The organism is Nakamurella lactea DSM 19367 (genome assembly GCF_000426645.1).
In the GTDB taxonomy this organism is placed as follows: Bacteria; Actinomycetota; Actinomycetes; order Mycobacteriales; family Nakamurellaceae; genus Nakamurella; species Nakamurella lactea.
In genome coordinates, this window is record NZ_AUFT01000016.1 from 12,910 (window position 1) to 32,047 (window position 19,138).

Annotated in this window: 22 protein-coding genes, 1 tRNA gene and 1 pseudogene; 9 read left to right on the forward strand and 15 right to left on the reverse strand. The window is 70.3% G+C overall.

What is annotated here, in order from left to right:
- Nucleotides 1–636 precede the first annotated feature (636 nt).
- From K340_RS0115400 to K340_RS34405, 3 genes are all read left to right on the forward strand, one after another.
- On the forward strand, nt 637–1,155 hold the full coding sequence (locus K340_RS0115400) for a hypothetical protein (RefSeq protein WP_029137369.1): 519 nt from the start codon (nt 637–639) through the stop codon (nt 1,153–1,155).
- 400 nt (nt 1,156–1,555) lie between these two features.
- A complete protein-coding gene (locus tag K340_RS30455; protein ID WP_037365018.1) occupies nt 1,556–1,966 on the forward strand; it encodes an HIT domain-containing protein in 411 nt (136 codons plus the stop codon).
- A 58-nt stretch (nt 1,967–2,024) separates the two neighbouring features.
- Nucleotides 2,025–2,471, forward strand: a complete 447-nt coding sequence (locus K340_RS34405) for an NUDIX domain-containing protein (protein WP_051266476.1) — start codon at nt 2,025–2,027, stop codon at nt 2,469–2,471.
- Between the two features lie 59 nt (nt 2,472–2,530).
- On the opposite strand, the pseudogene K340_RS37045 reads toward K340_RS34405, so the two are convergent.
- From K340_RS37045 to K340_RS0115425, 3 genes and pseudogenes are all read right to left on the reverse strand, one after another.
- Nucleotides 2,531–3,182: pseudogene (locus K340_RS37045) on the reverse strand (transposase); the annotation flags it as partial.
- Between the two features lie 17 nt (nt 3,183–3,199).
- Nucleotides 3,200–3,275: transfer RNA gene (locus K340_RS0115420), tRNA-Arg, on the reverse strand.
- Between the two features lie 60 nt (nt 3,276–3,335).
- Complete coding sequence (locus K340_RS0115425; RefSeq protein ID WP_029137370.1) at nt 3,336–3,566, reverse strand: hypothetical protein; 231 nt, start codon at nt 3,564–3,566, stop codon at nt 3,336–3,338.
- Nucleotides 3,567–3,632: 66 nt separating this feature from the next.
- Here K340_RS0115425 and K340_RS0115430 point away from each other — a divergent pair, with 66 nt between their 5' ends.
- A complete protein-coding gene (locus tag K340_RS0115430) occupies nt 3,633–4,043 on the forward strand; it encodes an MmcQ/YjbR family DNA-binding protein (protein ID WP_029137371.1) in 411 nt (136 codons plus the stop codon).
- A gap of 162 nt (nt 4,044–4,205) precedes the next feature.
- The gene (locus tag K340_RS0115435) at nt 4,206–4,718 is read left to right on the forward strand and encodes an O-acetyl-ADP-ribose deacetylase (protein ID WP_037365020.1); all 513 of its coding nucleotides are present in this window, start codon (nt 4,206–4,208) and stop codon (nt 4,716–4,718) included.
- Between the two features lie 9 nt (nt 4,719–4,727).
- Here K340_RS0115435 and K340_RS0115440 read toward each other — a convergent pair whose 3' ends face one another.
- The 4 genes from K340_RS0115440 to K340_RS0115455 are packed head-to-tail and all read right to left on the reverse strand — an operon-like array spanning nt 4,728 to nt 8,140.
- Nucleotides 4,728–5,330 (reverse strand): energy-coupling factor transporter transmembrane component T family protein, encoded by a 603-nt coding sequence (locus tag K340_RS0115440; protein ID WP_029137373.1) that lies wholly within the window; start codon nt 5,328–5,330, stop codon nt 4,728–4,730.
- Between the two features lie 8 nt (nt 5,331–5,338).
- Complete coding sequence (locus K340_RS0115445) at nt 5,339–6,025, reverse strand: energy-coupling factor ABC transporter ATP-binding protein (protein ID WP_029137374.1); 687 nt, start codon at nt 6,023–6,025, stop codon at nt 5,339–5,341.
- Between the two features lie 6 nt (nt 6,026–6,031).
- Nucleotides 6,032–7,174 carry a thiolase family protein gene (locus K340_RS0115450; RefSeq protein ID WP_029137375.1) on the reverse strand — a complete coding sequence of 381 codons (1,143 nt, stop codon included), beginning with the start codon at nt 7,172–7,174 and terminating at the stop codon, nt 6,032–6,034.
- Nucleotides 7,175–7,234: 60 nt separating this feature from the next.
- Nucleotides 7,235–8,140, reverse strand: coding sequence for an alpha/beta hydrolase family protein (locus K340_RS0115455; RefSeq protein ID WP_029137376.1), 906 nt, complete (start codon nt 8,138–8,140; stop codon nt 7,235–7,237).
- Nucleotides 8,141–8,301: 161 nt separating this feature from the next.
- Between K340_RS0115455 and K340_RS0115460 the strand changes: the two genes are divergently transcribed.
- A complete protein-coding gene (locus tag K340_RS0115460) occupies nt 8,302–9,312 on the forward strand; it encodes a Gfo/Idh/MocA family protein (protein ID WP_029137377.1) in 1,011 nt (336 codons plus the stop codon).
- Nucleotides 9,313–9,401: 89 nt separating this feature from the next.
- On the opposite strand, the gene iolD is transcribed toward K340_RS0115460, so the two are convergent.
- The 6 genes from iolD to K340_RS30480 form a co-directional block, all read right to left on the reverse strand.
- Complete coding sequence (gene iolD, locus K340_RS0115465) at nt 9,402–11,357, reverse strand: 3D-(3,5/4)-trihydroxycyclohexane-1,2-dione acylhydrolase (decyclizing) (RefSeq protein ID WP_029137378.1); 1,956 nt, start codon at nt 11,355–11,357, stop codon at nt 9,402–9,404.
- Nucleotides 11,354–12,301, reverse strand: coding sequence for a 5-deoxy-glucuronate isomerase (iolB, locus tag K340_RS30470; RefSeq protein ID WP_051266480.1), 948 nt, complete (start codon nt 12,299–12,301; stop codon nt 11,354–11,356). Before iolB ends, iolD begins: the two co-directional genes overlap by 4 nt.
- Entirely contained in the window at nt 12,298–13,251 is a 954-nt protein-coding gene (gene iolC, locus K340_RS0115475; protein WP_029137379.1) for a 5-dehydro-2-deoxygluconokinase, read from the reverse strand. The genes iolB and iolC overlap by 4 nt, the downstream gene beginning before the upstream one ends.
- Nucleotides 13,244–14,170, reverse strand: coding sequence for a TIM barrel protein (locus K340_RS0115480; RefSeq protein WP_037365023.1), 927 nt, complete (start codon nt 14,168–14,170; stop codon nt 13,244–13,246). The genes iolC and K340_RS0115480 overlap by 8 nt, the downstream gene beginning before the upstream one ends.
- A 107-nt stretch (nt 14,171–14,277) precedes the next feature.
- Complete coding sequence (locus K340_RS30475; protein WP_051266482.1) at nt 14,278–15,543, reverse strand: class I adenylate-forming enzyme family protein; 1,266 nt, start codon at nt 15,541–15,543, stop codon at nt 14,278–14,280.
- Between the two features lie 30 nt (nt 15,544–15,573).
- Nucleotides 15,574–16,179, reverse strand: a complete 606-nt coding sequence (locus K340_RS30480) for a biotin transporter BioY (protein ID WP_051266484.1) — start codon at nt 16,177–16,179, stop codon at nt 15,574–15,576.
- A gap of 165 nt (nt 16,180–16,344) precedes the next feature.
- Between K340_RS30480 and K340_RS0115495 the strand changes: the two genes are divergently transcribed.
- The gene (locus K340_RS0115495; RefSeq protein WP_029137381.1) at nt 16,345–17,181 is read left to right on the forward strand and encodes an alpha/beta fold hydrolase; all 837 of its coding nucleotides are present in this window, start codon (nt 16,345–16,347) and stop codon (nt 17,179–17,181) included.
- Nucleotides 17,182–17,320: 139 nt separating this feature from the next.
- The gene (locus K340_RS0115500) at nt 17,321–17,818 is read left to right on the forward strand and encodes a MogA/MoaB family molybdenum cofactor biosynthesis protein (RefSeq protein ID WP_029137382.1); all 498 of its coding nucleotides are present in this window, start codon (nt 17,321–17,323) and stop codon (nt 17,816–17,818) included.
- A gap of 79 nt (nt 17,819–17,897) precedes the next feature.
- Here the strand turns inward: K340_RS0115500 and K340_RS30485 are convergent, their stop codons facing one another.
- The gene (locus K340_RS30485) at nt 17,898–18,266 is read right to left on the reverse strand and encodes a hypothetical protein (protein WP_051266486.1); all 369 of its coding nucleotides are present in this window, start codon (nt 18,264–18,266) and stop codon (nt 17,898–17,900) included.
- A 50-nt stretch (nt 18,267–18,316) separates the two neighbouring features.
- On the opposite strand from K340_RS30485, the gene K340_RS36425 reads away from it, so the two are divergent.
- Nucleotides 18,317–18,634: a hypothetical protein gene (locus tag K340_RS36425; protein ID WP_154674290.1), complete on the forward strand. Its 318-nt coding sequence runs from the start codon at nt 18,317–18,319 to the stop codon at nt 18,632–18,634.
- Nucleotides 18,635–18,715: 81 nt separating this feature from the next.
- Here the strand turns inward: K340_RS36425 and mscL are convergent, their stop codons facing one another.
- On the reverse strand, nt 18,716–19,138 hold the full coding sequence (mscL, locus tag K340_RS0115515; protein WP_029137383.1) for a large conductance mechanosensitive channel protein MscL: 423 nt from the start codon (nt 19,136–19,138) through the stop codon (nt 18,716–18,718).

Here is a 19,138-nt window from a genome sequence, read left to right on the forward strand (position 1 = left end):
CAGCTGTGTGTCGCCAGCGACTAACCGACAGCCTTGCAACAGAGCCGCGGACACCAGCAGGTCTGGGCGGCAGACTGTGCCCACGCCCGAAGGTCGCGGTGGGGCCAATTCAAGCCGTCACGGTGGGGCCAGCCCTAGTTGACAGGGTCATGCGGGTGACTCCGTAACCAGACCCGCACTCGGGGAATCGGCGAAGATCGCCCAGGACCGACTGGCGGTACGCGAAGAGCCAATCCAACGTAATTTGACCCTTTCAGCCCGATTTCAGGCCCAGTCACAGGCGCACATAATGCAACCGGTTGCACCCCAGCGTGCGTCCTAGGCGCAAGGCATCAGTAATTGAGGCGGACCAACAGGGAGAACAATATGATGCGAGCAATTCGACCGCTCCGAGAGTGCACCGTGGGGGCGATCGTAGTGTTGGCCGTGGTGTCCTGTGCGAGACCGGCGCCTCCGAGCGCAGGGCAACCCTCGGACGCCTTTAGCACGAACTCAACTTCAGCCTCTCCGAGCACAGCGTCAACATCGGCCGCTCCCTCAATCCCCGAGCCGCAACAGCCGCCGCCGAAAACTGGCCAGTCCGCGACCGGCCCTTACGTCTTGCACTACGACGCCACGTGCCACTCGCCACAGCCCATGAGCGAATGGGTCAGCGAGGTCCGGAATGACGAGACGATGTCCTGGGTGACCGGCACTGTCGAGACGACAGACCGGACCATCATGAGCCCCACCTTCGAGCACCTGGTGCTGACCCAACTGATCGTTCGCATCGATCGGGGCGTCGCCGGTCGCCAACTAGCCGTGAACGAGCCCATCGAGACATACGTGCCTGGAGGTACGTACCAAGAAGAGGCGCAAACGGTCGCTGGTTCAACTAGCGCTGTCGCTTGGGGACCGAAGGGCCGATTCTTCGGCGCGCTCTTCGCCTCTGAGGACGTACCCGCAACTGGCCTTGGGCTCATCGCATTACCGCTGATCGAGGAGGACGCTATTGTCTCGACCGGAGCTGGCTGTACCACCTTCCCTCCTCCTCACGGCAAGACGTTGACAACGTCGGCCACATTGTTCGTCGACGGATCACCCCGCCCGATTTCCGGCACTTTCCCCGCCCAATCGCTGTCAGAGCTCACGGAACAGATCCGCACCATCAAGTAATCGGCAAACCGCAACCGCTTCCTGTCAACAGGTGGGATGACTTAGATGAAAACAGGGCTCTGGCGATGTCTACTGCTCTGGCGGCCGCCATCTTGCTCATCCTCGTGAGTGCCCTACCGGCGGGCGCGTGGTGCACCGGCTTCGGGTTCTGGAGGAAGTCCAACAACTCTTACCACGACCAAACCTGGCCTAAGACACGGGCGATCAGCGGTGGAATCACTGACAGCGGAAACGGACATCGACGCAGTTGGCTTCTACCGCCGGACAGGTTGGACTGTCACAACCTTGGGAGAGAAGTACGCCGGCGTTGAGCGCTTCCAGTGCCGCTGGGAGACAAACTCTAGTGACGAGCTGGGTACCGGCGGGACAAAGCTGCGCACGGACCGGGCAGGATGCGAGCATGACTGACTGCGTCTTCTGCCGGATCGTTGCCGGCATCGAGCCGGTTCACCTGTTGTACCAGGACGAGGGCGCCTGGGCCTTTCTTGACATTGATCCGGTTCGCACCGGACATGCGCTGGTAGTCCCGGTCCAGCATGTTCCCCAGGTGACAGTGCCCGGCGCAGCGGCCGCGTGGGCGGCCACCGGTCAGGCTGTGGCAACCGTCAGCCGGATGCTGATGGATCGGCTGCCAGCCGATGGGCTGAGCATCTTCCAGTCGAATGGTGAGAGCGCAGGACAAACCGTGGATTATCTTCATCTGCACCTCGTGCCGCGAATCCACGGCGATAGACGGCTCACGAACTGGACCAGCGATTCAGAAGCCCGTACCCAGGTCCCAGCAGTCCACCGACGACTCACGTCTCAGTAGACGATCGCCAGATGGGACAACCCGATTGGCGGGAGCGGGTTCGGATAGCCTTTGCGGTGTGGACCTGATCACGCGCGCTATCGCTGTCGGGCTGCCGTGCCGCGACGGTCACGTCTTGGTGTCAGAAGGCAGGGACCGGCGGACCGGGCGGGAATTCTTCCGCGCGCTTGGAGGAGGGATTGAGACTGGCGAGACGGGCGACCAAGCGCTCCGACGCGAATTCAACGAAGAGCTGGGGGTTCAGCTCGATCAAGTTGATTTCCTGGGCACAGCTGTCACTCGTTTCGAGTTCGAGGGGACCGAATGGCACGAGACTGCGCACATTTTTGCAGTGGAGTCATCGGAGATCTCAGCGATGCCGATCGACGTAACGCTGCGCGTTCGCGACAACGGAGACCTGGTTCGCTGGGTCGCTTTGGATCCTATCGAGCCTGCAAACAAGCCGCTGTACCCAACCCCGTCGATGCATCTGCTCCGGACTCACCGAACGTCGTCGACGACATAGCTGACCACAAGGTCGTCTCAGCTGACCCGCGCCATGCACGGCTGACGATCGCTACCTGAGACCAGCTGTACCCCGTGCAGGCCGCAGTCCCGCAGGCCGCTGACGAACTCGTTCCAAAGCGCCTCGGATTCGCTGTCGCCGACCCGCGACCCCAGGAACCTCGCGGCAGACGTCGGCGGTGCCGCCGGTAGCGATCATCACCGCCTGGGACACCACCCGCCCGCCGACGCGGGCCTTGCAGTGGGTGGCGTCCAGGAAGGCACGCCGAACGCAGTGTGGTCCAACGGGCGAGCGCCTTAGGCATCGACCTGGGTGTCCAGGCCGGCGCAGGTCCAGGACGCCTCGGACTTGCTGATCCCGGTATCCACCCCGAGCGCGTTGACCAGGTCGTCGACCCTGCGCGTGGGCACGCCGTGCACGTAGGCCTGCACCACGACCGCGTGCAATGCCGCATCGACCCGCCGACGGGGCTGCCGCAGGGACGGGAAGAACGAGCCCTGCCGCAGCTTGGGGATCTTCACCGTCAGGTCCCCGGCGGTCGTCGACGTCGTCTTTCCCCGGGTGCCGTTGCGCTGCGTCGTGCGGTCCGGGGTGCGTTCGTGCGGCTGCGCGCCGATCGCCGCGGACGCCTCGGCATCGACCAGCGCCTGGAGCATGAAGCCCGAGCATCATCCGCATCACCTCGCCGCCGTCGGCGGCGCGGCTGACCAGGCAATTTCCCGTCGAGATGGTGCCCCCAGCAAGATTCGAACTTGCGACACCCGCTTTAGGAGAGCGGTGCTCTATCCCCTGAGCTATGAGGGCCGATCGTGCACAGCTTATCGAACGGTGCGGGTGCCCGCGGCCATCGGCTGACCGGGGCCGCTACGGTGCAGCGCGACCCAGATCGGCCAACAGCTTGGCCGTCGCCTCGTCCGGCGTCATCCCGGCGGTGAGGTAGCTGCTGGCGCCACCGGCCGAGACCGTCCACGCGGGGGAGCCGAACCGGTAGGGATCCAGCGCGTCGGCCGGATCGATGCTCACCTCCAGCGTCGGGTCGATCCGGTCGACGGCCGCGCGAGCAAGAGCGGCGACATCGCCGTCGGTGAGTGACATACCGCCATTGCATCACGGCCGGTAGGCCGCCGCCTGCGGTGCGGTCCTGGCCTACGGTGGATCGTCATGACACATCCGGCGCGATACTCGGCAGACGATCCGTACCTGGCGCGACTGCGGGAGATCTGTCTCGCCCTGCCGCAGGCCCTGGAGAAGGTCTCGCACGGAAGCCCGAACTTCTACACCCGCAAGGTGTTCGCCGTCTTCGGCGGAGTGGTCAAGGGTAACCATTCCGCCACCGTCTGGTCGCAGTCGGTGCTGGTGCTGCCGGACGCCGCCGAACGGACAGCGCTGCTGCTGGACGAACGGTTCTTCGACCCGGCCTATCTCGGGCCGTCCGGCTGGGTCGGCCTGAACTTCCGGGCCTTCGGGGCTGACGAGACCCGCGTCGACTGGGACGAGGTGCGGGAACTGGTCGACGCGTCCTATCGAAACACCGCTCCGAAGCGGCTGGTCGCCGAGCTGGACGCCGGCTGACCCGACCGAAATGACGACCGATCCCCGGCGTCAGCGCGTGCCCGAAAGGGACGCCGGGTCGACTGCGCCGAACGAGCTACCGTCGATCGTTCGCAGAGAATTCGCCCCAATCACCCGTTCGCGCCGTATGCGGACGGGGCGGCGTCAGCCACACTGACGGGTATGGATCTGACCCTGGTGGCCGGGGACATCACTCAGCGTGATGTCGACGCCGTTGTCAACGCGGCCAACTCCTCGTTGATGGGCGGCGGTGGGGTTGACGGAGCCATTCACCGGGCCGGCGGCCCGGAGATCCTCGCCCAGTGCCGGGAGATCCGCGAGCGCCTTTACCCCGGTGGCCTGCCGGCCGGCCGGGCGGTCGCCACCTCCGGCGGAAGCCTCGCCGCCCGATGGGTGATCCACACCGTCGGGCCGGTGTATGCGGCCGACAAGGACCAACGCGACGTGTTGCGGTCCTGCTACACGTCGAGCCTGGCCGTCGCCGATTCGCTGGGCGCCGAAACCGTTGCCTTCCCGCTGATCTCGGCCGGTGTGTTCGGCTGGCCGAAGGAGGATGCGATCGTCCAGGCGGTCGCCGCGGTCTGCGGTGCGGACAGTCAGGTCCGCCGAGTTGAGTTGGTGCTGTTCGACGATGCGACCCTGCTGCTCGCCCGGCAGGTGCTCGCCGAATCCTGACCCACGGCGTCAGTCGTCAACACCGCGGGCGATCAACGCGTCGCCGATCGCGTCCGCGGACCGCAGCGCCCGGACGATGGCCGGGGAAACCAGGGCGACCAGCGAGAAGCCGAGACCACGTGCCCGACGGGCCTGGTTCACCTCGTCGATCACCGAAACCAGCAGCGGGACACAGCGAATGGTCAGGGCCAGCACCAGGCCGACCCGGTCCGGGTCGACCCCGACCCGGCGCAGCGGGCCGAGCAGCCGCACGCAGAGGTCCAGCATCTCGGTGACCCTGGTGGTCAGCGTGACCAGGGCGGCCACCGCGACGGCGATCATCAGCCCGGCGCAGACCACCACCGCCGCCCGCCAGTCCGCCAGCCACAGCTGGAACGCGGCGATCACCACGATCGTCCAGCGCAGCGGCCAGACCTGCGCCACGGCGACCCGCCAGGGGATCCGCGCCCAGCCGTAGAGCACGGCGACCAGCAGCGCGGCGATCCCGAGCTGCCAGGGCTGGCGCAACAGCACCACGCCGATCACCGCGACCAGCAGCAGCGCCATCTTCGGGCCGGCCGGGAGTCGGTGCAGCGCCGACGATCCCGGCCGGTAGGTACCGATCGTCGACATCCGCCCGCTCATTGTCGACCGACCGCCTGCCGATAGGCGGCCAGCGCGGGCGCCGGCCGGTCGTCGGCGAGTACCCGACCGTCCTCGATCACCAGCACCCGGTCGAAGTCGGCCAACAACTCGAGGTGGTGCGTCACCAGCACTACCTGCTCCGCCAGCCCGGCGAGCAGTTCGGCGACCATCCGCGCGTTGCGCAGGTCCAGCAGCGTCGTCGGCTCGTCCGCCACCAGCACCGAAGGCTCACGGATCAGCACCGCGGCCAGCGCCAACAGCTGCTTCTGGCCACCGGAGAGCAGGTGCGTCGGGTGATCGGCGTGACCGTCGAGCCCGAAGCGGCGCAACAGCTGGGCCACCCGTTCGGCGATCTCCGGCTTGGTCAGACCCGAGCGGCGCAGCGAGAAGGCGACATCCTCGGCGACGGTCGGCATGACGATCTGGTTGTCCGGATCGGTGAACACGAACCCGACCCGGCGGCGCACCTCGCGGCCCTGCTTGGCGGTGTCCACACCGTCGACGGTGACGGTTCCGGCGGTGGGCTCGACCAGGCCGTTGATCATTCGGGCCAGCGTCGACTTGCCGGAGCCATTCGCACCGACGATGCCGATCCGCGGCTCGGTCAGCGTCAGGTCGATGCCGGACAGCACGGTGCGCTCGCCGAAGCGGTGATGCACTGCGTCGAAACGAATCTCGCTCATCTGTGGTCAGCCCACCCGCTCCACCAGCATGGCGATCCCGAGCCCGCCACCGACCGCGCAGGCGGCCAGGCCGAGCTCCGGACCGTCGGCGCGCACCATCCGGCTGAACAGCCGCACCAGCAGCACCGCGCCGGAGGCGCCCCACGGGTGGCCGTAGCCGATCGCCCCGCCGTCGGTGCAGACGATCTCCTCCGGCAACCCGGTGAGTTCGATAGTGGCCAGCGCGACCGTCGCAAACGCCTCGGTGATCTCCACCGCGCCGATGTCGCCAACGCCGATCCCGGTGCTGGACAGCACCTTTCGGATCGCCGCAGCCGCGCCCAACCCCGGCAGCGCCGGGTCGCACCCGACCGTCGCCACCCCGCGGATCAGCAGCCCGACCCGGCCCGGGGCCGTTGTCGTGACGGTCACCACCGCCGCGCCGTCCGAGATGCCGCAGGAATTGCCGGCGGTCGCGGTGCCGGCGGCCGAGAACGCCGGCCGCAGGGTCGCCAGCCGCTCCGCCGTCATCCCCGGCCGTGGCCGCTGGTCGCGGGAAAGCCCGGCGACGGCGACGATCTCGTCGTCGAACGTGCCGGCCGTCGCTGCCCGGTGGGCGAGCCGGTGCGAGCGCTGCGCGTACCGGTCCTGCTCCGCCCGGCCGATGCCCATCCGGTCGGCGAGCGCGTCCGCGGCCTCGCCCATCGAGGGGTCCGGGAAGCCGGCCGGCGCGAACGGCGCCCTGGTGTAGCGGACCGGCTCGGAACCGGGGCGGCGGGCCGGCCAGAAACGCAGCGGCGCGGTGCTCACCGACTCGACCCCGCCGGCCAGCACGGTGCCGGCGGTGCCGGAGCGGATCAGCGCGGCGGCCTGGCCGACGGCTTCCAGGCCGGAGCCGCACTGCCGGTCGACCGTCACCCCGGGGACCTGCTCGCCGAGGCCGGCGGCCAGCGCCGCCACCCTGGCGATGTTCCCGCCGGGGCCGAGGCAATTTCCCAGGACCACCTCGTCGACCGATCCGAGCGCTGCGCCGTCAGCCCGGCCGGTGCGGGCGGCCTCCGCCAGCAGGGGCGCCGCAAGGCCGATGACGTCGATATCGGCGTGCATTGAACCCGCGGTCCCGATCGCAGTGCGACGGGCAGTGACGATCACCGGGCGGACGCTGGACACCCGCTCACGCTAGACGGTGTGCCGCCGCCGGGTCCGCGCCCCTCGGACCGGACCCCGTGCTCAACCGACGACGGAGGAGATGAAGCCGACCAGCTCGTCCAGATAGCCGGGCACGAACGCATCGTCGTCACCGGTCTGCATCCGGTGGTCACCGCCGGGCAGGACGCGCACGTTGAGCAGCGGCTCGGGAACCGCGGCCCGGTACCGCTGGACGCTGGCGGCCACCGGGACCACCGTGTCCTGTCCGCCGAACAACGCCAGCAGTGGGACCCGCACCTGCTGCAACGCCGGAACCGGGTCATGATCGATGAGCATCGTCGCGAAGTTCCACGACGACTCCTCGTCGGGCACGAAGGCGCCGGCATCGACCAGGGCCGCGAGCGCATCGGCCCGGGTGGGCTCGGCCAACCAGGCGGCGGCGGTGCGGTACGGCACCCGCCGGCCGACAAGCTCCATCAGGTCGGCGAAAACGGCGACGGCGGCGGCCCTGCCGTCCGCGGACAGCGGCAGCCGATCGAGCTGATTCCCGGTCGAGAAAATCTCCTGTACCCGGGGCGAGACCCCGGGCCCGGAATTGGTGACGACGAAGTCGGCGGCGACCTGGTGCAGCGCCTCGAGTACCACCCAGCCGCCCTGGCTATGACCGAAAAGGCCCGCCCGGACGTCGGGCAGCGCGGCCCGGGCCGCAGCCAGCGACACCGCCAGATCCGTTGCCTGGGTGTGGATGTCCGCCGTCAGCCAGCTGCCGCCGGACTCGCCGACACCGCGCTTGTCGAACGAGCAGACCGCTATCCCGGCCGCCAGCAGGGTCGCCCGGATCGGCGGGAACAGCACGTCGTTGTCCCGGTCGGAGGGGCCCGATCCGGGATGCATGAGCAGCAGCGCAGCAGGGATACCCGGCGGCTCCCACAGGCTCCCGGCCAGGATGATGCCCTCATTGTCGGCCGTGATCGAGCGAACCTTCATGGCCGGACGATACGTCCCGCGGCCGGGACCGGCAGAGATTCGGCCCGCCCGAACCCACCCGCGTCGGGCCGTGCGCCGGTCAACGTGATCAACTCGTCCGGCAGCGTCGACGCGAGTTGACTGCTGGTGGACGGCAGCGAGTGGATGACGAAGGGGCAACGATGCGCATCGGAATGATCGGGCTGGGTCGGATCGGGGCGTTCCACGCCCGGAATCTGCTGACGCTGCCGGGTGTCGACTCGCTGGTGGTGGCAGACGCGGCTCCGGGGGTGGCGGAACGGACCGCGGAGCGGCTCGGCTGCGAGGCCGCGGACTCGGCCGACGGAGTGCTGCGCAGCGGCATCGACGCGGTGCTGATCGCGGCGGCCACCGACGCGCACCCACAGCTGCTGCTGGCCGCCGTCGACGCCGGCCTGCCGACGTTCTGCGAGAAGCCGGTGGCCGCCAGCCCGGCAGCCGCGATCCACGTGCGAGACCGGCTGGCCGGTAGCGGCGTGCCGGTGCAGATCGGCTACCCGCGACGGTTCGACCCGGCGTTCGTCGCGGCCAGGGCGGCGGTGCTGTCCGGCGAACTCGGCCGGCTCACCACCGTCCGCTCGACGACGCTGGACCCGGCGCCGCCGCCGGCGGGCTACCTCGCGGTGTCCGGCGGCATCTTCGCCGACTGCGCGATCCACGACTTCGACGCCATTCGCTGGGTCACCGGCCGCGAGGTGACCGAGGTGTACGCCACCGGCAGCATCGATGCCACCGCCGGCCCGGAATTGTTCGCGGACAACAACGATGTGTCGACGGCGGCCTGCATCCTGACGATGGACGACGGCACTCTCGGGCTGGTGTCCAACACCCGTTACAACGCCAGCGGCTACGACGTCCGGTTGGAGGTGCACGGCAGCGCGGACAGCGTCGCCGCCGGCTGGGACGACGGCGCGCCGATCCGGTCGACGACGCCCGGCGCCAGGTTTCCGGCCGGGCCCCCGCACACCTTCTTCATGGATCGTCTCGCCGATGCCTTCACCGCCGAGCTGCTCACCTTCCTGGAGGTGGCCGCCGGACGGATCGAATCGCCGTGCACGGTGGCCGACGCCCTGGAAACGAGCTGGGTGGCCGAGGCCGCCACCATCTCGTTGCGGGAGCATCGCCCGGTCGCCCTGGCCGAGATCCGCCGCTGACCCCTTGCTGTCGAGGTAGCGGAAACCTGGGCAGGTAGCGCAATTCTCGCCGGCGTGTCCTCCAACATTCCGCTACCTGCCGCGGGGGTTCAGGAGGGTGCCAGGTAGTCGCGCTGCGCCTTCTTCTGCTGCCGGTACTGCTCGTGCGCGGCGCGGGTCGAGTCGAGTTCGGCAACCTCGCTGACCGGCACGTCCCACCAGGCGTCGCTGTCCGGTGCGGACACCAGCGGATCGGTCTGCACATGGACCACCACCGGCCCGCCGTCGCCCGGACTCGCCTTGGCGGCGCCGATCGCGTCCCGCAGTTCGTCGGCCGAGTGCACCTCGATGACGGTCGCGCCGAGGCTGCGGGCGTTGGCCGCCAGATCGACCGGCAGGTACTCCCCGGCCAACCGGCCGTCCTCGGTCCGGTACCGGTACTGCGTGCCGAAGCGCTGCGAGCCAAGGGATTCCGATAGTGCACCGATGGAGCCGAACCCGTTGTTCTGGACCAGCACGACGATGATCTTCGCTCGCTCCTGGACCGCGGTCACCAGTTCGCCGGGCATCATCAGGTAGCCGCCGTCGCCGACCATCGCGAAGACGTCCCGGCTCGGGTCGGCCATCCGGATCCCCAGCGCGCCGGGGATCTCATATCCCATGCAGGAGTAGCCGTACTCGACGTGGTAGCCGCGGCGGTCCCTGACCCGCCACAGCTTGTGCAGATCGCCAGGCATCGAACCGGCAGCGCACAGCACCACGTCCCGCGGATCGGACAGCTCGTTGACCGCGCCGAGCACCTGTGCCTGGGTCAGCAGGCCGGGGGCCAGTCGGTCGGTGACGTCAGGTCCGGGCTGGTAGGCCGCCTGCACCTTGGCATCCCAGTCGGCCCAGAGTCGGCCGGCCTCCGCGGTGTAGCCGTCGTCGACCCGGTACGGCTGGTCGCCGGCGAGGACGTCGGTCAGCTGCTGCAGCGCGTCCCGAGCGTCGGCCACTACCGATAGTCCGGCTTGTTTGACGGCGTCGAACCCGGCAACGTTGATATTCACGAAGCGCACCGCCTGGTTGCCGAAGACGGTCCGCGACGCGGTGGTGAAATCGCTGTACCTGGTGCCGATGCCGATCACCACGTCGGCGCCGGCGGCCAGGGCGTTCGCCGCGGTGGTGCCGGTCGAACCGATGGCGCCGACCAGCTGTGGGTGCCCGTGCAGCAGCGATCCCTTGCCGGCCTGGGTTTCGCCGACCGGAATTCCGGTCGCCTCGCAGAACCGTTGCAGCGCAGCCTCAGCGCCCGAGTAGTGCACGCCGCCGCCGGCCACGATCAGCGGTCGTCGGGCCTCCCGGATGACGGCTGCCGCGGCGGCGACCCGGTCCGCCTCGGCCGGCGGCCGGGCGATGTGCCAGGACCGCTCCGCGAACAGCTCGGTCGGCCAGTCGTAGGCCTGGGCCTGCACGTCCTGCGGCAGCGACAGGGTGACGGCGCCGGTCTCGACCGGATCGGTGAGTACCCGCATGGCGCCGAGCAGGGCGGCCGCCAGCTGCTCTGGCCGCTGCACCTGGTCGTAGAACCGCGACAGCGGGCGGAAGGCGTCGTTGACGCTGAGGTCGCCGGCGTAGGGCTGCTCGAGTTCCTGCAGCACCGGCGGCGCGACCCGGGTGGCGAATGCGCCGGACGGCAATAGCAGCACCGGGATCCGGTTGATCGTCGCCAGCGCGGCGCCGGTCAGCATGTTGGTCGAGCCGGGGCCGATCGAGCTGGTGCAGGCCCAGGTCTGCAGCCGGTCGTTCTGCCGGGCGAAGGCGACCGCCGTGTGCACCATCGCCTGCTCGTTGCGGGCCAGCACGTACGGCAGCTCCGGGCCGCCGCCGTCGGCGCTCGCGGCAAGTTCGTGCTGCAGCAGGGCCTGACCGATACCGGCGACGTTGCCGTGCCCGAAGATGCCCAGCACGCCGGCGAACAGCCGGCGGCGCTCGCCGTCCCGCTCGCTGAACTGCGCGGCCAGGAACCGCACCACGGCCTGCGCAACGGTGAGTCGGACGGCGGAGGTCGCGGAGGCGTGCGTCATCGGTTGTCTCCCTGCGGGTTTCCCTGCTTCTGGTCGGCCGGATGACCCATCGGCAACCGCGGATCGACCGGCTCGTCCGCCCACAGCCCGCGGACCCAGCCGTGCGCCGGGTCGTCGCAGATCAGCCAGGCTCGCTCGGGACCCGGCCCGGCCATCACGTTCAGGTAGTAGAGGTCGTAGCCGGGCAGCGCCATCGCCGGCCCGTGCCAGCCGTAGGGCACCAGCACCACGTCGCCGCTGCGGACCTCGGCCAGGACGTCGATCGGCCGGTCGTCGCTGGCGTACACCCGTTGGTAGCCAACGGGATCCGCGTCGCTCGGAGCTTCGGCGGCGGCCCGCACCTCGAAGTAGTAGATCTCCTCGAGCTCGGTCTCGGATCCGGGCCGCTCGACATCGTGCTTGTGCGGCGGGTGGGAGGAGAAGTTCCCGGCCGGGGTGATCACCTCGCAGGCGATGATGGCGGTGGCGTCCAGGGTCTGCGGGGTGCCGAAGTTGCGCACCTCCCGCGATGCCCGGCCGGCGCCGCGCAGTTCGACCGGCACCTGCGCGGCCGGCAGATATGCGAACGGCGCGGTCGACCCGGCCTTGGCCAGCGCGGTGCACACCGCGATCCTGGCCGGCCGGCCCGGGTCGGCGGTGATCGTCAGCCGCGAATCCGCTGGGGCATAGACGATGTCTGTCGGGCCGGTGAACACCGACGCCCGCCCGGCGAGCTCGGCGGTGTGCTCGCCGTCGGTGCCGGTCACCGTCACCGTGCAGCCACCGGACAGCGGCAGCACGATCGCCTCCCGCCCGGGTAACTCCACGGTTCGCGACTGACCGGGATCGAGCGCCAGCACCGTCAGCCCGGTGTACTGCCAGCCGTCGATCGACTCGTCGATCACCACCGCCGAGTCGTCGCGGCTCCGGCTGCCGGCCGGGTACACCCAGCGCTGCCTGGTCATGACTGCTCCGGTCCGTCCAGCGCCGCCTGGACTTCGTCGGTACTGGGCATGGCGGTGGAGCATTCCAGCCGGCCGGCCACCAGCGCGCCGGCCACGTTGGCGAACTCGATGACCTCGCGCAGTGATCGGCCGGCCAGTAGCCCGTGCACCAGCGCGCCACCGAAGGCATCGCCGGCGCCGAGTCCGTTCACCACCTGCACCGCAAAAGGCGGCACCTCCACCCGTTCGTCAGCGGTGGCCGCCAGTACTCCCTTGGGACCCTGCTTGACCACGGCCAGATCCAGGCCGCGCTCGAGCAGCGCATCGGCGGCTCGGTACGGGTCGCTCTCGCCGACCGCGACCCGGCACTCCTCGCTGTTACCGACGGCCACCGTCACTTGCTGCAGGGCCAGGCCCACCTGCTCGGTCGCCTCCGCCTCATCGGCCCAGAACATCGGGCGGTAGTCCAGGTCCAGCACCGTGTTCGGGATCCGTCCGCGCCGCTGCCAGGCAGCGAAGTGGGCCGACCGGCTCGGCTCCTGCGAGAGCCCGGTCACCGTGCACCAGAACACCGCGGCGTCGGCGATCGCCCGGCCGGGCAGCTCATCGGGTCGGATCATCAGATCGGGAGCGATCGGATACCGGTAGAAGTAGAGCGGGAAGTCGTCCGGCGGAAACACCTCGCAGAAGGTGACCGGCGTCGGCGGTCCGTCAACCTCGGTGATGAACTCGGGATCCACCCCGAGCCGCTGCGCCTCCGCCCGCACATAGCCGCCGAACGGGTCGTGCCCGGTCCTGGTGATCAGCGCGACCCGCCGGCCGTGCCGGGCGGCGGCCACCGCCACGTTGGTCGCGCTGCCGCCGAGAAACTTCTCGAAGGTTTTGACCTCGGCCAGGCCCACGCCGTGATCGAGCGGGTAGATGTCGACGCCGGTGCGTCCCATGGTGATCAGTTCGTACGGCTCACTCATGTCGGTCCGCCACCGCGAAGAGGTAGTCCAGCGAACTGCGGACGTCGTCGACCGGGTCGGGCAGCAGCGGGTCGTCGGCCGGGTCGCCGGTCAGCACGGTGTCCTGCTCGAGCACGTACCAGCCGTCGTAGCCGCGGGACTCCAGACCGGCGACGATGGCGGCAATGTCGATGTCGCCGGCCCCCAGCGGTGCGTACATGCCGTCCGCCACCGCCGCCGCGTATCCGATCTCGCCCGAGCGGACCCGTTGCGCCAGCGGGAGTCTCACGTCCTTCAGGTGGACGTGACCGATCCGCTCCGGGTGCGCGGCGGCCATCGCCACCGGGTCGCCGCCGCCGATCAGCAGGTGCCCGGTGTCCAGGCACAGAGCGACGCCGGAGCCGTCGATCACCCGTTGCGCCTCCAGTCCGGACTCGATCATCGTGCCGACGTGCGGGTGCAGGGTGGCAGCCAACCCCACGTCCGCGGCAGCCTCGGCGATCCGATCGAGGTTGCCCAGCAGGGTGTGCCAGCCGGCGGCGTCCAGCTCCGGCCGGGAGTCGTAGCCGGCCGCGCCGGTGGCGGCGGCCATCACCACGGTGCTCGCCGCAGCGGCGACCAGGCCGGTCATGGCCGTGCGGACGCCGGGCAGCGGGTCGTGGTCGGGCTCGTGCAGCACCGCCGGCACGAACTGCCCGACCGCGGCCAGCCCGTGTTGCTGCAGCACAGCGGCTTTGTCGGTCGGTTGATCCGGCAGGAATCCGTCCGGCCCGAACTCGGTGGCGGTCAGCCCGACCTCCCGCATCTGTCGCAGTACGGTGGCCGGCGGCAGCTGGAACCCCCAGCCCGGCACCTCGCAGACCCCCCAGGAGATCGGCGCGCCGGCCACCCGTTCGCGGATCGGTGTGCGGGCAGTACGGCTGGCAGAACCGATCGACATCGATGCGCTCCCCGAAGGACGGTGGTGTGACGGGACCACATTCCCGTCACGAGGGTCGGGCCCAGGGGGCGCCGGCCAGCTCAGCGTGCCCGTCGGCGCGGCCACTGTCAAAGGTCTGCCAGCCGGTCCTGGAGTAGGCGTCGGGTGTCGCCGCGGTCGATCTTCCCGTTCGGTCGCCGAGGTATCCGGTCGACCTGCAGCCACCGGCGCGGGAGCGATTCGCCCCGCAGCACCAGCCTGGCGGCCGCCCGGACAATGCCGAGGTCGGCGCCGGGGGCCGGCACCACCACGGCGATCAGCTGCTCGCCGAACCGCGGGTGCGGCAGGCCGAGCACCGCCGCATCCGACACCGACGCCAAGGTGCCGAGGGTGGTCTCGACATCTTCGGCGATCACCGTCCGGCCGCCGACCGTCACGGCAGCGTCTCCCCGTCCGGTGATCTGCAACCCGCCGGCGTCGTCGACGGTGGCCAGATCGCCGACGGAGGCGAACTTCTCGGCATCCAGCTGGACCGGGGCCAGTCCGGTGGCGGTCAGGTAGCCGAGTGCCCGGAAGTCGGACCGGGACCAGAGCTCCCCGTCGCGGAGCCGCACCGTCACCCCGGGGAACGGCGCGTGCGGCGCCGGCCAGCGGCGGGCGGTGACGAAGGACAGCTCGGCCGCCCCGTAGTACTCGGTCACCGTCAGACCCATCGAGATGGCCTGCCGGGCAAGGGATTCCGGTAGGACCGCGCCGGCCACCACGACCGAACGCAGGGCCGGGGTCGGCAGCTGGAGCAACCGGCCCAGGACCGTCGGCACGCAGATCGCCGTGGTGGCCGTCGCCGGGTCGTCGGTGACGGTCGCGCCGATCGCCAGTGCATGCACCGCCGAGAACAGCTGCATGGTGGAGAACAGCGGACCGGTCAGCAGCACCCGGTCGTCGGCGCAGATACCGGTGAGCGCCGAGTACCCGGCGAACGAACTGGTCCAGGACCCGAGGGTCCGCACCACTGCCCGCGGGGCTCGCGACGAACCGGAGGTGCCGACCAGCAGGAACGCGTCCGCCGGTAGCGACTGACCGATCGCGGTGGTGGGGATGGGCTGGGCCGGGTCGGCGAGCCAGACCGCCCGCCGGGTGGCCGCGGCGGCGAACACCGCGACGAGTTGCTCCGGTACCGGCAGCCGGCTGGCATCCACCACCCCGCTGGCGCCGGTCGCGCCACCGGCGCCCGGACCATCGTCGGCGTCGAGATGACCGGCCGCCCGTACCCGCGCGCCGAACTCCCGGTAGTCGAGTTGCTGCCCGGTCCACTGGATGGCCGGCCGGGTCGGCTCGATGCTGCCGGGCCGTAGCGCCGGCCGCCAGTTGCCGGAACCGTGGGTGCCGTTCACCGTGCTTCGCCGCTCACCGTGCTTCACCGCTCACCGGTGGGTCGCGACGTCCCTCACGGTCGCGGCCGGGCGGCGGAGCGGAATCAGCCCCGGGTACGCCCGGTGCACCTGCTTGGCGACCAAAGCGGTCACCACCACCTTGATCGCATCTCCCGGCAGGTAGATGCCGGAGTTGGCCACCGCCGTCCACAGCGGTAGCCCGGTTCGGATCGCGGTCCAGGGGATGCCGATCGCGTAGATCGCCACGATGCCGCCGAGCGCCGTGACGATGATCCCCAGCCACAGCGGATAGGCCGGCAGGATGCGCCGGGTCAGCGCGCCGATCACCAACGCGCCCAGCATGAATCCCCAGACGTAGCCCGCCGCCGGGGAGACGAAGACGGCGTTCGGGCCGCCTCGGCCACCGGCCAGCAGCGGCAGCCCGCAGAGCACCAGCAGGTTGAAGACGGCCACCGCGAGAAACCCCTTACGGGCGCCGAGCAGCGCGCCGGCCAGCATCACGCCGAGCGTCTGCAGGGTGATCGGGACGGCGTTGCCGCCGATGTACAGGGTGCCGGGCAGGCCGAGCGCGGCGATCAGTGCGGCGAATACGGCGATCTGTGCCAGATCCCTGGATGTGGTGCGGCGGTTGGCCATGCATCCTCCGGCGAGGCTCGGGCTCGGGCTGGTGAACGGTGGAACAGTAGCGCCCCGGCCGGCGCTTCGGTTCGCGGGCTCTCTTGCAGCTATCGGATAACCGCAAGAGGGCCCGCGAACCCGGGTGGCCGATGGGCGATCGGATCGCTGGACCACACTGGTCCGATGCGCCACGGCGAATTGTCGACCCAGCGGCACGAGATCGAGGTGGACGGGCACCGGATCTCGGTGCTGACCGCCGGTATCCCGGGCGACCGGCCGCCGGTGCTGGCCGTGCACGGCTTCGGCTCGTCCGCGGTCGGTACCTGGCAGGTCACCGGGCACCTGACCGCACAGGTCAGGGCCGGTCGGTTCGTCATCGCGCCGGACCTGCTCGGCCACGGCCGGTCCGACACCCCGACGGATCCGGCGGTCTACACCCTCGGCGGGCTGGTCCGGATCGTCGAGGCCGGCATCGCCGCGTTCGGCGAGCCGGCCGGCCCGGTGGATCTGCTCGGCTACTCGCTGGGCGCCAGGATCGGCTGGGAGCTGCTCACGGCCCGGGACGGGGCGGCTGACGGCGACCCGACGGCGGCCGGCCGGCCGCGCCGGGCCGTGCTCGGCGGCTTCGACGGACGGGCGCTGTTCGACGGGGTGGACGAACCGCTGCTGCGGCACGCGCTGGCGCCGGCCGGGGCGGATGATCCGGCGATCGACGACGAGGGCGAGCTGCCCGCCGACACCCGGCGCATCGTGCAGATCATCAGGGCCGGCCGCGACACCGATCCGGCTGCCCTGCTGGCCCTGGTCGGGGGACTCGCCGGTGCCCCGGTGGCCCCCGGCCGGCCGGGGCAGCCGATCCTGTTCGCCTCCGGCGAGCGGGACGCGTTGGCCGCCGGCGCGCAACACCTGGCGGCCTCGCTGCCGAATGCCGATTACCTGCAGATCCCGCGCCGCGACCACATCAGCGCGGTCCCGGCCGGCGTGTTCCGGTCCGCGGCGGTCGCATTCCTCGGCGATTGACCGCCGCTCGGTCCGGCCGGCACAGCGGTCCACAACGAACTCACAGGACCCACTCGGGAAACCACACCTGGGGTGGATAGGCTGGGCCGGCCCAGCCGCCGGGCATTCACCCGCGGCAGACACATCTTGGAGGCCCGAGTTGACCACCACCGGCCCGGTCGGACGGGCGCTCATCGTGTCCGTCTCCGACGAACTTGTGCACGGCGACGACGACCACGGCGCCGGCGCCCTGGTCACCGAACTGCTCGGCGAGGCAGGTTTCGTGGTGGACGGCTCCGTCGCCGTGCCCAGCGAGGCCGTCGACATCCGTTCGGCGCTGAACACCGGCGTGATCGGCGGCGTCGACCTGATCGTCACCGTCGGCGGCGTCGGCGTCACCCCCCGGGACGTGGTCGCGGACGTCACCGAAGAGGTGGTCGACCGGGCGCTGCCCGGCATCGCCGAGGCGCTGCGCTGGTCGGGGATGACGGCCGGGGTCACCGACGCGGTGGTCTCCCGCGGCATGGTCGGGGTCTCCGGATCGACCCTGATCGCGAACGTCGCCGGTTCCAGGGCCGCCATCCGGGACAGCCTGGCAACGCTGATCCCGCTGGCCACCTACACGATCGATCAGCTGTCCGACCCCGTGCTGGACTGAGGCTGAACGGCCGCTGAACGCCGTCAGCCCCCGTCCGGTGTCGACCGGCGCGGGGGCTGACGGGATCTTGCGGTGCGGCTCAGGAGTCCTTGGCGTCGTCGATCGCGTCGCCGGCGGCGTCCTTGGCGTCGGCCGCCGCGTCCGAGACCTTGTCGGCGGCGTCGGCCGCCGCGTCCGAGACTGCCTCGCCGGCGTCGGCTGCGGCGTCCTTGACGTCCGAGCCGGCAGCCGCGACCTTGTCGGCCGGATCCCCGTCACCGAACACCTTGTCCTTCAGATCGCCGGCAACGTCGGAAACCTTTTCGCCGACGGACTCGGCGACGTCCTTGGTCTTCTCCCACGCCGGACCGGCAACCTCGGAAACCTTGTCGCCCACAGTCTCCGCTGCGTCCTTGATCTTCTCGCCGGCGTCCTCGGCCAGTTCCTTGGCCTTATCGATGAAGCTCACGATCGGTCCTCGCATTCTCGCAGGTAGTGCGCCTGTGGCAGGCTGACGAGATGAATCTACCGGGCGATTCGCGTTCGGGTGGGGTGACGCCCGAACCGGACGAACCCGAGACCGCGGCGGGCGCGGAAGCCGGCCCCGACCGGGCCGCGGAGACCGGCCCCGATCGGGCGGCGGAGACCGGCCCCGACCGGGCGGTGGAGACCGGCCGTGCCGCTCGGCAGCGGGCCGTGCGCCATCGGCTCGCCGAATCCATTGCGGAGGGCCTGCTGCCGGAGACGACCGGCGACGAACGCCACTGGGGTGACGGCGAGCAGGGATACAGCGCGGCCTGGTACGCAGAGAACCGGCCGCCACACCACGATCGGTGATCGTGGCATGACGGCCGGTTCCAGTGCATCCGACTGCCGGAGAGTTCCCCGCGGGCGCCCGGGCCTGCCGGGCGCGGACTCTCAGTTGCGCTGCTGAGCCTTCAGCAGGTCGCGGATCTCGGCCAGCAGCTCCTCCTGCGAGGGCGGCTCCGGATCGTCGACGATGCCGGCGGCGGCCCGCTTGGCGGCCTTGCGCTCGGCCAGCTTGTTCATCGGCAGAACCAGCGCGAGATAGACGACCAGGGCGGTCAGCAGGAACACGATGATCGCGTTGATCATGGCGGAGATGTTCACGTAGGTCGCTTCGGCCAGCGCGGGCGTCGAGCTACGGAAGCTGAACCCGAGACCGTTCGAGCTGGCCCCGCCGAAGGTGTTCAGCAGCGGGGTGATGAACGCCGACACGAACGAGTCGACCATTGCCTGGAACGCGACACCGATGACGACCGCGATCGCCAACTCGATGACGTTCCCACGCATGATGAAGTCTCTGAAGCCTTTGACCAT

Coding starts and splice junctions, on each gene's coding strand:
- K340_RS0115440 (WP_029137373.1), bottom strand. CDS start 5,330: ATGTCGACGATCGGTACCTACCGGCCGGGATCGTCGGCGCTGCACCGA.
- mscL (WP_029137383.1), bottom strand. CDS start 19,138: ATGGTCAAAGGCTTCAGAGACTTCATCATGCGTGGGAACGTCATCGAG.
- K340_RS0115495 (WP_029137381.1), top strand. CDS start 16,345: ATGCGCCACGGCGAATTGTCGACCCAGCGGCACGAGATCGAGGTGGAC.
- K340_RS0115400 (WP_029137369.1), top strand. CDS start 637: ATGAGCGAATGGGTCAGCGAGGTCCGGAATGACGAGACGATGTCCTGG.
- K340_RS0115445 (WP_029137374.1), bottom strand. CDS start 6,025: ATGAGCGAGATTCGTTTCGACGCAGTGCATCACCGCTTCGGCGAGCGC.
- K340_RS30455 (WP_037365018.1), top strand. CDS start 1,556: ATGACTGACTGCGTCTTCTGCCGGATCGTTGCCGGCATCGAGCCGGTT.
- K340_RS0115455 (WP_029137376.1), bottom strand. CDS start 8,140: ATGAAGGTTCGCTCGATCACGGCCGACAATGAGGGCATCATCCTGGCC.
- iolB (WP_051266480.1), bottom strand. CDS start 12,301: ATGACCAGGCAGCGCTGGGTGTACCCGGCCGGCAGCCGGAGCCGCGAC.
- K340_RS0115430 (WP_029137371.1), top strand. CDS start 3,633: ATGACACATCCGGCGCGATACTCGGCAGACGATCCGTACCTGGCGCGA.
- K340_RS0115435 (WP_037365020.1), top strand. CDS start 4,206: ATGGATCTGACCCTGGTGGCCGGGGACATCACTCAGCGTGATGTCGAC.
- iolC (WP_029137379.1), bottom strand. CDS start 13,251: ATGAGTGAGCCGTACGAACTGATCACCATGGGACGCACCGGCGTCGAC.
- K340_RS0115480 (WP_037365023.1), bottom strand. CDS start 14,170: ATGTCGATCGGTTCTGCCAGCCGTACTGCCCGCACACCGATCCGCGAA.
- K340_RS0115460 (WP_029137377.1), top strand. CDS start 8,302: ATGCGCATCGGAATGATCGGGCTGGGTCGGATCGGGGCGTTCCACGCC.
- K340_RS30480 (WP_051266484.1), bottom strand. CDS start 16,179: ATGGCCAACCGCCGCACCACATCCAGGGATCTGGCACAGATCGCCGTA.
- K340_RS36425 (WP_154674290.1), top strand. CDS start 18,317: ATGAATCTACCGGGCGATTCGCGTTCGGGTGGGGTGACGCCCGAACCG.
- iolD (WP_029137378.1), bottom strand. CDS start 11,357: ATGACGCACGCCTCCGCGACCTCCGCCGTCCGACTCACCGTTGCGCAG.
- K340_RS0115425 (WP_029137370.1), bottom strand. CDS start 3,566: ATGTCACTCACCGACGGCGATGTCGCCGCTCTTGCTCGCGCGGCCGTC.